The organism is Pedobacter folensis (genome assembly GCF_056490665.1).
The window spans coordinates 744,960-758,209 of record NZ_JBWJIF010000003.1 but is presented as its reverse complement, the minus strand read 5'-3'; the positions used below and the strand labels follow the sequence as shown (position 1 = coordinate 758,209).

General features: G+C 37.3%; 12 protein-coding genes. 5 read left to right on the top strand and 7 right to left on the bottom strand.

Translation table 11 applies throughout. The features are described 5' to 3' along the window. Nucleotides 1-10: 10 nt before the first annotated feature. Genes AC04QZ_RS17815 through AC04QZ_RS17805 form a run of 3 tightly spaced genes read right to left on the bottom strand, consistent with a single transcriptional unit; the run spans nucleotide 11 to nucleotide 3,685 of the window. Nucleotides 11-775 (bottom strand): Rossmann-like and DUF2520 domain-containing protein, encoded by a 765-nt coding sequence (locus AC04QZ_RS17815; protein WP_478358859.1) that lies wholly within the window; start codon nucleotides 773-775, stop codon nucleotides 11-13. 4 nt (nucleotides 776-779) lie between these two features. Then, nucleotides 780-3,245 (bottom strand): heme lyase CcmF/NrfE family subunit, encoded by a 2,466-nt coding sequence (locus tag AC04QZ_RS17810; RefSeq protein ID WP_086545260.1) that lies wholly within the window; start codon nucleotides 3,243-3,245, stop codon nucleotides 780-782. A 5-nt stretch (nucleotides 3,246-3,250) separates the two neighbouring features. Then, entirely contained in the window at nucleotides 3,251-3,685 is a 435-nt protein-coding gene (locus tag AC04QZ_RS17805; protein ID WP_057932366.1) for a cytochrome c maturation protein CcmE domain-containing protein, read from the bottom strand. Between the two features lie 255 nt (nucleotides 3,686-3,940). Here AC04QZ_RS17805 and AC04QZ_RS17800 point away from each other — a divergent pair, with 255 nt between their 5' ends. From AC04QZ_RS17800 to AC04QZ_RS17790, 3 genes are all read left to right on the top strand, one after another. Next, nucleotides 3,941-4,621 (top strand): hypothetical protein, encoded by a 681-nt coding sequence (locus AC04QZ_RS17800; protein ID WP_086545259.1) that lies wholly within the window; start codon nucleotides 3,941-3,943, stop codon nucleotides 4,619-4,621. Between the two features lie 56 nt (nucleotides 4,622-4,677). Then, nucleotides 4,678-6,696 carry a hypothetical protein gene (locus AC04QZ_RS17795; RefSeq protein WP_478358858.1) on the top strand — a complete coding sequence of 673 codons (2,019 nt, stop codon included), beginning with the start codon at nucleotides 4,678-4,680 and terminating at the stop codon, nucleotides 6,694-6,696. Between the two features lie 62 nt (nucleotides 6,697-6,758). Then, nucleotides 6,759-8,159 (top strand): hypothetical protein, encoded by a 1,401-nt coding sequence (locus tag AC04QZ_RS17790; RefSeq protein WP_478358857.1) that lies wholly within the window; start codon nucleotides 6,759-6,761, stop codon nucleotides 8,157-8,159. Nucleotides 8,160-8,447: 288 nt separating this feature from the next. Here the strand turns inward: AC04QZ_RS17790 and AC04QZ_RS17785 are convergent, their stop codons facing one another. From AC04QZ_RS17785 to AC04QZ_RS17770, 4 genes are all read right to left on the bottom strand, one after another. Then, nucleotides 8,448-9,869 carry a Glu/Leu/Phe/Val family dehydrogenase gene (locus tag AC04QZ_RS17785; protein ID WP_057932370.1) on the bottom strand — a complete coding sequence of 474 codons (1,422 nt, stop codon included), beginning with the start codon at nucleotides 9,867-9,869 and terminating at the stop codon, nucleotides 8,448-8,450. Between the two features lie 663 nt (nucleotides 9,870-10,532). Next, entirely contained in the window at nucleotides 10,533-10,751 is a 219-nt protein-coding gene (locus AC04QZ_RS17780) for a CcmD family protein (protein ID WP_478358855.1), read from the bottom strand. A 1-nt stretch (nucleotide 10,752) separates the two neighbouring features. Then, a complete protein-coding gene (gene ccsA / locus AC04QZ_RS17775) occupies nucleotides 10,753-11,415 on the bottom strand; it encodes a cytochrome c biogenesis protein CcsA (protein ID WP_086545255.1) in 663 nt (220 codons plus the stop codon). A gap of 82 nt (nucleotides 11,416-11,497) precedes the next feature. After that, entirely contained in the window at nucleotides 11,498-12,163 is a 666-nt protein-coding gene (locus tag AC04QZ_RS17770; RefSeq protein WP_086545254.1) for a heme exporter protein CcmB, read from the bottom strand. 188 nt (nucleotides 12,164-12,351) lie between these two features. Between AC04QZ_RS17770 and AC04QZ_RS17765 the strand changes: the two genes are divergently transcribed. Continuing rightward, a complete protein-coding gene (locus AC04QZ_RS17765) occupies nucleotides 12,352-12,831 on the top strand; it encodes a methylated-DNA--[protein]-cysteine S-methyltransferase (protein WP_478358854.1) in 480 nt (159 codons plus the stop codon). Nucleotides 12,832-12,852: 21 nt separating this feature from the next. Further along, nucleotides 12,853-13,248 carry a cupin domain-containing protein gene (locus AC04QZ_RS17760; protein WP_478358853.1) on the top strand — a complete coding sequence of 132 codons (396 nt, stop codon included), beginning with the start codon at nucleotides 12,853-12,855 and terminating at the stop codon, nucleotides 13,246-13,248. Nucleotides 13,249-13,250 lie beyond the last annotated feature (2 nt).

Sequence of the window (13,250 nt, the reverse complement as noted above, 5' to 3'; positions counted from 1 at the left end):
CGTAATTATGCTATTTCAGCGTTAATTTTATGCTATCGCTCAATGTTTGATAAATGTTCTGCAATTCGGGCATATCTGTTAACATGCTCAAATGTTTGTTTAAAGTGCTTTCATCGGCCCTAACTGCTGGCCCAGTCTGCACATTTTCAGGTAGATTGCTCATTACCTTATCGGCTGTTTCGGCAATTAATGGCCTGATGATTTCGAAATCCAAACCATTCTGGTTTAAAATCTTATTGGCTAAAGCGTACAGGTGATTCGGAAAATTACAGGCAAAAACTGCTGCCAGGTGTAATACTTTTCTCTTATCGCCATCTAACTGATATACCTGACGGCTAATTTTTGCTGCCAGTTTATTTAAAATCGTTATTTCGCTTTCATCATTCGCTTCGATACAAAGCGGGATATTTTCAAATGAAACTTCTTTACCTTTCGAAAAAGTTTGCAAAGGATAAAAAACACCAGCTTTTTTCACATGCGTTGATAAAATACTGATATCTGTAGTTCCTGAGGTATGCACCACCAAACCGGTTACGTTTTTTAATGATTTGGCCACTTCTTCAATGGCACCGTCTTTTACCGAGATAATGTATAAATCAGCATCCTGGTAAACCGCATTTAAATCGTTTACGGCTTCAGCTGCAATTAAATCAGCCAGTAACCTTGCGTTATTGAGATTGGGGCTGTACACCTGCACCACATCTTCACTTTTTGCTTTTAATGCTTTTGCAAAGTGTGTGGCAACGTTTCCCGAACCTAATAAAACGATCTTCATGATTTTATGCGGCTTTGGCCTCTTTTCTCCTTCTGAAAATTGAAAGTAAGAAACCAACAACCATGATAATGGTACCTGCCCAATATAAATTAATGAAAGGAAATTCTATTGCTTTAAAAACCACCCAGTCTTTAGCCTGCTGAGGTTTTTCAAAAATCTGAAGCTCCACTTTTTTCTCATCTGGCAATACTCTGGAGAAACGGAATTTCAAATCCAATTCATCTACCTTACGGGCGAAATCGAAAGTATTATTTCCTTTAATCAAGAAAATAGGCTCAGTGTTATAAATTTTGCCGGCAGCATTAACTTCTAATGGTAAACCCACAGCATAATCGCCCTGCCCTAAAACTAAATCTTTAGCGGTTGGTTTTCTGTTTAAATCTTTAACCGTAACAATACCACTTGAGGTATGAATGGTATCGCCTACCGAAACTTTTACAATCCGTGGCGCTTTGTAATTTTCATCATCAGAGTGACCTTCGTGATCGCCATGCGATTCCTGTTTAATAGCGGCACTGGTAATGTGCGTATACACATCATAGGTTAAATAATGTTTGGTATCAGGAGAAGCAATTAAGCCCATTTTTTCGTTATCCTGCACATGTGGATGCAAGTTAAAATCTTCCTTAACCTTTCCTTCTTTATCTAAAACCTTAAAATTAAGGGTATAAATCGTATTGGGTGCTACTGTGGTATCGGCTACATAGGTTACGGTATACTTACCCATTTTTTTAGGTTCGTTTTTATATAACATGATGTTTTCGCCAGGTTTCTCTGTTTTCTCGAAATCCTTTACCGGGATAAAATTATTTGAATTGATCGATAAAGGTTTGTTGGTGGCAGCAGAAATTAATGCACCAAGAATTAAGAAAGCAAAACCAATGTGCGCAATTGCCGATCCGGCCAGTTTTGCCTTACCACCGAAAGCCTGATATAAAACAGCTGCGTTAGAAAGCACAGCGAATAAACAACTGAAGGTAATCAGGATATACATGGTGTTGGTGTATATGTTAGCCACATATACCAAACCGGCTGTTAGCACAACAGAGAAAATAATTGCAGAAACCAGGCTACTATAAAATTTGCGTGGATCAGTCCTTTTATATTTTAAATATTGAGAGAAACCTGAAATTAACGTAATTAATACGGCGAAAGGTGCCTGCCACTGGTTGTAATATTTCACAGCATCAATTGGCGGAGAAAAGTTTGTTCCGAAAGCCTTATTGAATACGGGTACCGAAGTGGAGAATATGACCTGGATACAAGCGATGGTTACCACTAAAGCGCCAATAAACATCCAGAATTCGCGGGAATAGGTTTCTTCATCTTTGGTGGTGATGGGTAATTCTTTCCATCTGATGACAATAAGCACTATCGCTAAAACAGCGAAAACTACATTGTATAAAATCAGGTGGCCAAACATCCCCATATCGGTAAATGAGTGAACTGATGTATCACCTAAAATTCCGCTTCGGGTTAAAAAAGAGGCATAAAGCACCAATAAGAAACTTAAGAATACTAAAGCAATTGCCGTAAAGTAAGCATGGCCAGTATTTTTATAAGCAATCATCACGTGTACCGCACCTATAAGGGTTAACCAAGGAATTAAAGAAGCATTTTCAACAGGATCCCAGGCCCAGAAACCGCCAAAGTTTAACGCTTCGTAAGCCCAGAACGAACCCATAATAATACCTGTACCCAAAACCATTACTGCAAAAAGTGCCCAAGGCATAGCTGGTTTAATCCATTCCTTATATCTTTTTTGCCATAAAGCCGCAATTCCATAAGCAAAAGGCACAATCATACTGGCAAAACCTAAAAACAAGGTTGGTGGGTGAATCACCATCCAATAGTTCTGCAGCAAAGGATTTAATCCTCTACCATCGGTAATAAACTTTAAATAATTTGCGAAGTTTTCAGGGTTTGCGAAAACTACAGGCGCCATTGATTTCAAATCAAGAGAATCTCTTAACAGGATAAACGGAGAACTTCCGATGCGCTCACCAAAAATCTCTACCCCTAAAAGCATTGAAGTTAAAAACACTTGAGAGAAGGCAACAACTGTCATTACCGGGCGCTCCCAGGTTTTCGCTTTCCAGATTAATAAAGTACCCAGAAACGACTGCCAGAAAGCCCAAAGTAAGAAACTTCCTTCCTGCCCTTCCCAGAAAGCAGAAATAATATAATGAATTGGAAGCTGTTTTGAAGAGTGCCAATAAATATAACTGTACTCATTGTAGTGGCCCAGCACCAGGTAGAACAAAATTGCTCCGATACCGATTACACAACAAAAGTTAACGAGAAATCCAATCCGACCTAAGTTTCGCCAAGATTTATCTTCTAAATTTTTCTCGCGACTGGCATAAAAGTATGCGATGGTTGAAAGTAACGATGCACTAAACGCCAGCACAATAAAAAACTGACCGATTTTACCCGGCAGCAGGTTTTCGCCTACAAATTGAATATCCATTAAAATTAGTTATATTTTTTCTCGCCGTACTTACCTACGGTATCTACTTTACCATCTTTATTTATTTCGACAAGGTTATCGTTATATTTGGACGGGCATTTCATTAAAATTTTCGATGCGTAAAATTTGTCTTTGTTCATCTTGCCGATCAACACCAATTTTTCTGATTTTTCGAAATCCTGCGGTTTGGTACCTGCGTAAATTACCTCTCTCACTTCTCCTTTTTCATCTTTCATGTGGAATGAAAAATGGTTAGCATCTTTTACGGCGTCGTAGTAAGTACCCATTGATTTTACCCAATAGCCCATCACATGTTCTTCTTTCTCTGAAAGAGCTGCCTGTTTGAAATTAGAGTAGGTGTCGGTATTTGCGTTTAAGCTAAATAAAATCCCTACGGAAATCGCGATGGTAATCAATCCAATGATTGCACTTTTCTTCATGGTTATACTTATTGTAAAAGCTGGCAACAAAGATAGAAAAATCGGCTTAGCCAGCATTCTTTTACATTTTTCTTGTCTTTATATTGACAATTATCTGATTTTTGAAGGAAAATATTTTTCCGAAAGCCACTATTTATAACCGATCTTAAGGAATATCTTAATTCGTTTAAATATCCGGACTGAAATTATTAAGTTTGGCCTGTCAGATAATCATTCCTTTTTTACATCCCACAGTAAAACCTAAACCAGATTAACATGAAATTAAAGCAGTTTTATAAGCTTTTGTCATTTATCGTCTTGATCCCCTTTTTAAGCTCATGTTTTGAAGTAATTGAAGAAATTGCCCTGAAAAATGATGGAACCGGCGATGTAGTACTTACCATAAACCTGAGCCAGAGCAAAACCAAGGTAGCTTCGGTAATGCTTTTGGATAGTGTACAAGGCTATAAAGTACCCAGTAAGCAAAAAATTCAGCAGGAATTAAATGAAGCCGTTGCTTATTTAAGAAAATCGGAGGGAATTTCGAATGTAAAAAGCACGAGCGATTTTAATAATTACATCGCCACCATCAGTTTTTCTTTTAAAGATGTTTCAAACATCAATAACATCACCAAAAACATTCTTGCCCAGCAAAAAATTAAGGCGACTAACACGTCATCGTATACGTATAACAAGGCCACTAAAACCTTTAGCCGAAAATATCAGGCCATTGGTACCGCTAAAACAGAATTCAATAAATTAAAAGCAAAAGATAAAGCCGTTTTTAACGGCGCAACCTACACCAGCATTTATCGTTTCGAATCGCTTGTAACAAGTAGTACCAATCCGGCATCAAATGTATCGAAATCTAAAAAAGCCGTGATGTTAAAAAGCAGCATCATGGATTTAATTAACGGAAAAATTAACGTATCTAATTCCATACAATTATCTAAATAAATGAAACCAATGTCTAATTCACGATAGTTTCATTTTCACTGAAAACAAATTACATAATGAAAAAAATTCTAATTGCCATCGCTCTTTTCTTATCATTTAACCTGGCCAAAGCTCAGGATTTAGTTAAGAAAATACCATCTAACGCCTTCACAGTTGCCACAATTAAAGGCGATAATATATTTAAATTAATGTTTGTGAAAGATTTTAACGAATCTTTTCTAGGCAAGAAATTATTGACCGAAACTTCAAAATCACTTGATAAAAGCTTTACCAGTATAGAAGACTTCGGTATAAACCTGGAGAAAAATATGTATTACTTCAATCAGTTAAGCGATAGTATTACATATAACTGTTTTCTTATTCCGATAAAAGATGCTAAAAAATTTGAAAGTCTGATTGACAACAAAGAGAAAAAGTTTACCCAGCAGGGCGATATCCGTACGATGGTTTTGCCTGACAGCACCAGTATTATTAAATGGAACAACAACATGCTGTATTTTGTAACAGGAAGCATCAGCAGTTCTTTTTTTGCTGATTCAGTTAAATCTGCCCGTTATGGGATTAAGGACATCAGGTTCCAGAATGATGATGCAATAGCTATTGATAGCACTGCAGTAGTTGTAGATTCTGTTGCTACAACAGTATCGATGGATGAAGAAGTGCCTGCCCCACCTGTAGCAAAAGTGAAGGTTCAGAAAAAGCCGGTTGCAAAAAAGAACACTAAAAAAACGGTTGCAACGAAAAAAACCGGTAAAAAGAAAACAGCCAAAAAATCTAAAAAAATCGCCAAAACTGATCCGGATTTTGAAGAAGCAAGAGAATTCGCAGTCGATACTGCAAGCATGACTCCTGTTCATGGCATTGTTGATGAGCAATATGATGCTTACCAGCAAGAGCGTTTAGAACAAGATGCAAAGAAAAAAAGATTGGCTTTTACCTGGATGACCGCCCAGGCAGATCAGGTTTTTAATGGTACTTACGAATCTATCGAAAACAATAAATCGTACACAGCCAGTTTAGATAACAAAGCCATTGCAGAGCTTTGGGTGTCGAGTCTTCAAGATGTTTATAATGCGGTTTCTCCGGAATTCGGTGCTTATGGTAAAGCGGGATTAATGAAAGGTTATAGCAGTTTAAATGCGAAACTTTTTATGGATGACAAAAGTTTCCGCATCTCTACAGGCTTGGAATTGGCCCAGGAACAGGCAGATGCTTATAAAAAAATCATGAACAGAAAGTTAAACAAAAACTTTTTGAAATATGTAAACAGCGAAAAAGCCCTTGGTTTTATGAGCTACTCCATCGATACCAAAGCGTATCTCGAAGAATTCCCTAAATTAATGAAACAGGCTTATGGTTCTTTTCTGGGTGCTAAAATGGACGAAGAAATTGACCTGGGTGCAGAATTGATTTCGCTTTTATTAGATGAAGAAGCGGTAAGCAAAGTGGTTAAAGGTGATGCCCTATTTGTAATTAACGGACTAAACACCAAAGATGTTACTTATACCACCTACGAATATGATGATGATTACAAACAGAAAGAAATAGTTAAAACCAAAAAAGAAACTTTGCCTGATTTCCTTTTCATGTTTTCTTCTGAAGATACCAGATTGATCAATAAACTGATTAAATATGGCGTAAACAAAAATTATGTATCTGTTGAGAACAACATTTATAAGATACAGGAAAAGAAAAGTCCGATTGATATTTACTTTATGATTAAAGATGGCATTGTATTTTTTGGTAATTCCTTAACCGAAATGCAGGGCATTAGCAACAATCAATACAACAGTAATAAATTAAGTAAACTGCATAAACAACTATTGAGCAAAAACAATTTCAGTTTTCTGTTTAATGCCAAAAACCTGGTAGGCAAAGTGCCGGATTCGGAAATTGGTGGAGAAGAAACTGCTAAGAAATTTAACAGCACTTTAGAAAAAATGGGTAATGTATACATGAAATCGAACCCGATTAAGGGCAGATTGGTTTCAGCTGATATTAGCGCTGAGATTCCGAACGGACATGAAAATGCATTGAAATACTTGTTTTCGCTAATTGAAAATGCAGCTAAGTAGTTTAGCTGGCAATTATCAGTTGGCCGTATACAGTTAACCCACTTAAACAGTTAACCTTTTCTATGAAGAAATTTTTAAAAATAACAGCAGCGATAGTAATATTGCTGCTTATTTGTTATTTCGGCTTTTTCAAGTACAGACAAATCCAGGCCAATAATGTATCTATCCCTGTTTCGACGAATGCCTTACTCAAAATAAATGTTGACGAACTGTACAAAACCATTGCGCTGAGTTATATCAAACATCCAAATCAATATGCTGGAGCAGATAAAAAAGGGATTAAGGAAAAGGTAGATGATTTAAACACTGGATTGAAAATCCCGGCAAACATTTACCTGTATGGTTTAAAAGGAAAGGCAAAAACTACCTTTTTCTCGAGCTTTGAAATAGCAGATGCTCCAGCATTTAACCGTTTTATCCAAAAGAAATCTGCTTTGCCATTGATTAAAATAGATAGTAATTTTTTTCAATCCAAAGATTCGACCCTTTGTATCTTATTTAACAAAACAACTGTCGCGTTAGCCTATACACCACAAAAAGAACAGGTTAAAACTGTTCTGACCGAAATATTGAACCGCAAAAACATGATTAAAGTTGGCGATAGCCAGTTTAAAGAACTGGTAAATCTTTCTGATCATGTTTCGTTTCAAAACATTGAAAACTTTAGCCAAATTAATTTTACTGATGGAAAAATTAATTTCAGCAATGAATTTATCAATAAGATGATCGAACCAGCCGCGAAGCCGCAGCACCGGGCGCTAAACCCGGAAAGTACAGTAAGCATGTGGCTAAACGCCAAGTTTAAATCCCAGTCACCTCAGCAAAATCAGACCGTAAGCCCTTCTCTCCTTTCGAAATATAATTTTTTCAGGTTTTACAAAGATTATGTGGATTTTGAGTGGACAAATACCATTACACAGGTAGATACCATTGTAGGCTACGAATACAATGATGATTTTGAGCAGGTGGAGAAAAAAATACTCCAGGACCGGAAGATTCCTTCAATTGTTATCAATCTAAGCGCTGATGATAAAGCAGTGGGTAATTATCTCAAATCGCTGGGCGCATTGGATCAATCTACCGGAAAGATTAGCAGTGCTATGATTCCATTGTACCAGGTTTACTTTAAAGGCAAAAACGGTCATGTTCAGTTAAGTACATTGCCAAGCATTCAACCCGATCAAAAAAGGGAATCATCCAACGATTTCTTTTATTTTAAAGCAGATTTTAAAAAGTTGATTAAACAAACACCAATGCCCTTAATTGCAGATAAACTGGCTACTTTTAGTCAGCTGGAAATCAAAGCAAAAAGTATAGGCAAAGACAAAATCAAACTGGAGTCGGAACTTTTATTTTTAAATGAGGATACCAACGCCTTGATCCAGCTTTTAAAAACGTTTAGAAATGGCTTCAATAGTTCGTTAAATTTTAACTTCTCAGTTGGTACGCCGGCAAGTAGGTAGTGTATTTCTCGCAGATTGAAGGCAATTTACGCAGATTAACTGTCCATTGTACCTAAACCTGATGGGACGGATGCCGATCCTTCATCGGCAGGAGGTACAGCAGGATTAGCCCACTCCTATGGAATGCAGACCTATCATTTCCAAAATAAAAAAAAGCTAGAAGTGGCTTACACAGCCAGCAAAAGATTCAAATTGCGAACTTAGGCACAAAAAAGCCCTGCAGTTTTAAATCCTGCAGGGCTTTGATTTAGATCTTTATCCTTCGGCAAGCTCAGGATAAACTAAGTATTATGGCCAAACGCCCAGGTTCATGTAAGAAACTGCAATTTTATCAATTGAATTTACAAAAGCAGCTGTTCTTAATGTTTGTGTTGCTGGTTTGTTCATTAATGTTTCGCGGATTTCGTGATAAGAATGAATCATGGTATCTTCTAAACCAGAGTTTACCAGTTCCATTTCAGACGCCCCTTTAACAATCATTAAACGATGCTCAGGAAGGATCGTTTTACCCGTTAAGTTTTCTAAAGTATTAATTAGATTGGCATTTGAATTGGCTGCATAACGGTTCTCCATACGACCAAAAGCCACGTGAGAAAGGTTTTTCAACCATTCGAAATAAGAAACCGTAACACCACCTGCATTACAATACATATCAGGAATGATGATACCACCCATTTCGGTAAATATGGTTTCGGCTTCTGGTGTAGTTGGACCATTTGCACCTTCAGCAATAATTTTCGCTTTGATATTACGGATATTAAGCTCAGTGAATTGGTTTTCTAAAGCAGCAGGAACAATGATATCGCAATCTTGCTCTAAACCTTCCATTGAATTTTTAAAGTCTTTAGCGCCCGGGAAACCTAAAATTGAACCTGTGTTTTTACGGTGTGCAAAAACTTCATCAACATTTAATCCGTTGGGATTGTAAATGGCACCTTCAAATTCGCATAAACCTACAATGGTAGCGCCAAATTCTGCTAAGAATTTAGCCGAGTGGTAGCCCACATTACCTAAACCCTGAACAATTACCCTTTTATCACCTAAACCAGCTTTAAAACCAATTTTAGCCATATCTTCTGCCACTTCTACACATTCGCGTACGGCATAGGCAACACCACGTCCGGTGGCTTCTTTACGGCCACGGATACCATGTAAAGCTATTGGTTTACCCGTTACACAGCCTAGAGCATCTAACTGACCAGGATTCATGGTCATATAAGTATCGGCAATCCAGCTCATTTCGCGTTCACCCGATCCATAATCAGGCGCAGGAACATCAATACCAGGGCCAATAAAGTTTTTCTTAATTAATTCTGTAGTATAACGGCGGGTGATGGTTTCTAACTCGGCAACACTGTACTGTTTAGTATTAATTTTAATACCACCTTTTGCGCCACCAAATGGAACGTTAACAATGGCACACTTGTAAGTCATTAAGGCAGCAAGGGCCATAACCTCATCTTCGTTTACCATTTCACTGTAACGGATACCACCCTTGGTAGGGCTCATGTGGTGAGAGTGTTCTACACGCCAGGCATCAATTACTTCAAAACCGTTTCCGCGGCGGATTGGGAACTGGAAACGATACACACTATTACATGTTTTAATCTGGTTCAATAAACCTTCTGGATGATTGGTGAATTGAGCCGCACTGTCAAAGTTCTTACAAACATCTGCAAAGAACTTGTTCTCGTCTGCTAGATTAGCCATTATTTATTTTTTTTATGAATAAGTTTTCGCTGCAAAATTGCCTAAAAAAACCGCACATATCCAAATGAAAAAAGACTTAGTGTAAAGCAAACACCACCTTATTTTGGCTGTTAAGGCCATTTTATACCGTTTTGAGGGAATGTACAAAAACAATATTTAAACATATTTAAAGGCAGATATAATAAAACAATACTTTGATTAAAGCAGCGTTTTAACCAGCTTTTTATGGCGTATTATGATTTAAAAAAAAGTATAAAAAAAATATTTAAAACCAGGTTTTGCAAGCGCAATTAAGAAAGAAAAAATTCAACGGGTTTAAAATTGGGTTCATTATGGGTTTTACACCAAAAATAAGGCATAAAAAAAAAGTGACCAATTGTATTGATCACCTTCTTAAAGTTAATCTAAATCGTCCCGTTGATTTAATTTATAACTAACCAAACTTGATCAATAAATTACCAAAAAACAATACTGTGATGTAGGTATTTTGGTTATGTACTGGTTTGTATTTTTAATTAGGGATTTCTGAATCGGCAAAAACCTCTATTACAATGAGATAAACAAGATAAATTCCGATAATTGCAACTTTTATCCTTCTAAAATAGCGCTTTTATCCATTCTAAAAATAAAATGTGATTTTAGCAAAAATTCTTGTCTAAGCTATTATTTATCAGTTTGGTTTTCTTTTTCGATTTTCTTTAATCTCTTATCTATAGAGAACAGATAGGCCAGCAAACCGACAAGGATAATCACAATACAGATTACCACAACATATATCTTTCCATTGCTCCGAAGGCTGTCAGCCATTTCTACACCATTATCCTGCGCAAATAACTGCAGGGCTGTCATCATTAATATCAGGGAGAAAAATATCTTCTTCATTTTAGTTATGTTGTTGTTTGTTTTCTATAGTACGTATTCTGAAACGGATGGTATAAACCCAGTAACCAATTAATATCCAACCCAAACATGCAGGATAAAATACCATACGCATGCGGCTATCTAAATCGTAACTGTTAAAGCCAGGGTTACCACCGTTACCCGGGTGTAAGGAGTCTTTTAACCGGGGTAAAACAAAAAGTAATACCACCATCATCGGGAAGGCAAAAATATTGTAAATGGCCGAAATCTTGGCTCTTTTCTGTTCCTCATCTATAGCATTGCGCAAAATAAGGTAAGCAAAGTAGAGCAAAATGGAAATGGCGGCGAAATTTTGTTTAGGATCGAAACTCCAAAACTGCCCCCAGGTATATTTAGCCCAGATGGCACCCGTTACTAAACCTAAAACACCAAAAACAATCCCGGCATTTACACTCTCTACCGCTTTAATATCGTCGATTTCACTTTTGGTACTCAACGATTTTACGCTGTAAAAAACAGAGATCGAAAAAAGGACAATCATGGCAAACCACATCGGAACATGGAAATACAGATTACGGATGGTTTCGTTCAAAATAGCCAGATGTGGCACGCCAAGTAACAAACCCGCTATCGCAGTATAAATCACCAAAACTGAACCTAAAATTTTCCACCAAGTTTTATTCATACGTTTATTTAATTATTGAGTTTTGAATGGCTGAGGGAATCGTTGCTTTTTCATTCCATCGTCCATTTTCCACCTTCCATTTTTAATCCCTCCAAAGGTAAGGAAATAACAATAAAGACGTTGCCACCATCAGTACATTCACCACGAGTAACATCGCTATTTCATCGTAACTATTCTCCCATGGCAAGCCATCAACAGCATTTTTAGCCAGTTTAATTAATAAAATCAGCACCGGAATAATAATTGGAAAGCTTAAAATCGCCATCAACATTCCACCGTTACCGGCTTTACTTGCTATGGCCGAAACCATTGTAAATACTGTAGAAAAACTGATACTGCCCAATACCACGGCAACGTAATACATTGCTAAATCGGGTGGGGTAAAAGAATCGAAAACCAGTGTATAAAACCCTAAGGCAATTGTGGTGAGCACCAACATCAGAAGCGTATTGTAAACTGTTTTAGAGATTAACACCGCTGCCGGACTTGCCAAGATATAACTATACAACTGCTGGCCTTTGGTTTCCTGCAAAAAACTTTTCGATACGCCATTAATGGAGGCAAAAAGCATGATGATCCAAAATAAGGCATTCCATGTTAGTTTATCGCCGAGGCTAACAAAAGAGAGGTAACAGGTAAAAATGGTCGAAACCACATAGAGCAGTACACCGTTAATGGTATATTTGGAGCGCCACTCTAACAATACTTCCTTGTGAATTAAATATTTAACCTCTTTGGCCAATTGCATAACCGCAAAGATACTTTTATTGATAAATATTGCACGCTTAAATTGTTGTATTGTTGTAATTTTGTTTATAGATAATCCACAGAAACACAGAAAACCGATAAAAGCGTTAGGTACAGATGGTTTTTTTAACGTTGTTATCTTTTAACTAAAAAATCTGTGTTTATTTGTGAAAATCTGGGGTAAAAAACATGAACTACGCATCAGTTATAACATCGCCGGTTGGCAAAATAACCATCTTAGCTGATGATGAATTTGTGCATGTAGTTACTTTTGCGGAGAAAGACATCTCAGGATTACCAGAAAACGAACTTACGGTAAAGGTAGCCAATCAGTTAAATGATTATTTTAAAGGCGATTTAAAGGATTTCGATTTCCCGATGAAACAAAAAGGAACCGAATTTCAACAGGAGGTTTGGCAGCATTTATTGACCATACCTTTTGGCGAAACCACTTCATATGCCAAATTTTCTGCACACCATCCATTGGCCATACGGGCTATCGCTGCCGCAAATGGAAAAAACAATATCGCCATTATAGTGCCATGCCATAGGGTAATTGGCAGTAATGGTAAACTGGTTGGTTATGCAGGTGGTTTATGGCGTAAACAATGGCTGCTACAACACGAACGTGAAATTGCCCAAAAAGGACAAACCGAATTAAAATTTTAAACCCATATTTTTTTTTTGCAGATGAATACAGATCAAGCCGAAACCAAAAATTACATAAAAGCCATCCGTTTAATTAATATTGAAGATGACAAATGTGCCTTTGAAAGGGGTACAATCCCAATCCGTCAGCATATTAATGCGAATTATTTTTTCGCTCAAACCGATGTATCAACTTTAGAGAAAATCCCCCACCCTGCACCAAGGCGCCAATATGTAATTACCCTCAAGGGCAAACTCCGCTTTACGGTAAGTAATGGCGATACTTTTATCATCGAGCCGGGCATTATCCTCATTGCCAATGATACGGCCGGAGAAGGGCACACCTGGGAAGTTGTGGAGGGCAATGAATGGGAAAGAATCTACATTCCATTGGAAGATGATACGGACGATTATTTTACCGCAGACAGCCCATTTTAAAT

Bases quoted from the DNA above. Each gene is read 5' to 3' on its own strand.
- AC04QZ_RS17760 (WP_478358853.1), top strand. From the start codon at position 12,853: ATGAATACAGATCAAGCCGAAACCAAAAATTACATAAAAGCCATCCGT.
- AC04QZ_RS17795 (WP_478358858.1), top strand. From the start codon at position 4,678: ATGAAAAAAATTCTAATTGCCATCGCTCTTTTCTTATCATTTAACCTG.
- AC04QZ_RS17780 (WP_478358855.1), bottom strand. From the start codon at position 10,751: ATGAAGAAGATATTTTTCTCCCTGATATTAATGATGACAGCCCTGCAG.
- AC04QZ_RS17800 (WP_086545259.1), top strand. From the start codon at position 3,941: ATGAAATTAAAGCAGTTTTATAAGCTTTTGTCATTTATCGTCTTGATC.
- AC04QZ_RS17810 (WP_086545260.1), bottom strand. From the start codon at position 3,245: ATGGATATTCAATTTGTAGGCGAAAACCTGCTGCCGGGTAAAATCGGT.
- AC04QZ_RS17790 (WP_478358857.1), top strand. From the start codon at position 6,759: ATGAAGAAATTTTTAAAAATAACAGCAGCGATAGTAATATTGCTGCTT.
- AC04QZ_RS17770 (WP_086545254.1), bottom strand. From the start codon at position 12,163: ATGCAATTGGCCAAAGAGGTTAAATATTTAATTCACAAGGAAGTATTG.
- AC04QZ_RS17785 (WP_057932370.1), bottom strand. From the start codon at position 9,869: ATGGCTAATCTAGCAGACGAGAACAAGTTCTTTGCAGATGTTTGTAAG.
- AC04QZ_RS17805 (WP_057932366.1), bottom strand. From the start codon at position 3,685: ATGAAGAAAAGTGCAATCATTGGATTGATTACCATCGCGATTTCCGTA.
- AC04QZ_RS17765 (WP_478358854.1), top strand. From the start codon at position 12,352: ATGAACTACGCATCAGTTATAACATCGCCGGTTGGCAAAATAACCATC.
- AC04QZ_RS17815 (WP_478358859.1), bottom strand. From the start codon at position 775: ATGAAGATCGTTTTATTAGGTTCGGGAAACGTTGCCACACACTTTGCA.
- ccsA (WP_086545255.1), bottom strand. From the start codon at position 11,415: ATGAATAAAACTTGGTGGAAAATTTTAGGTTCAGTTTTGGTGATTTAT.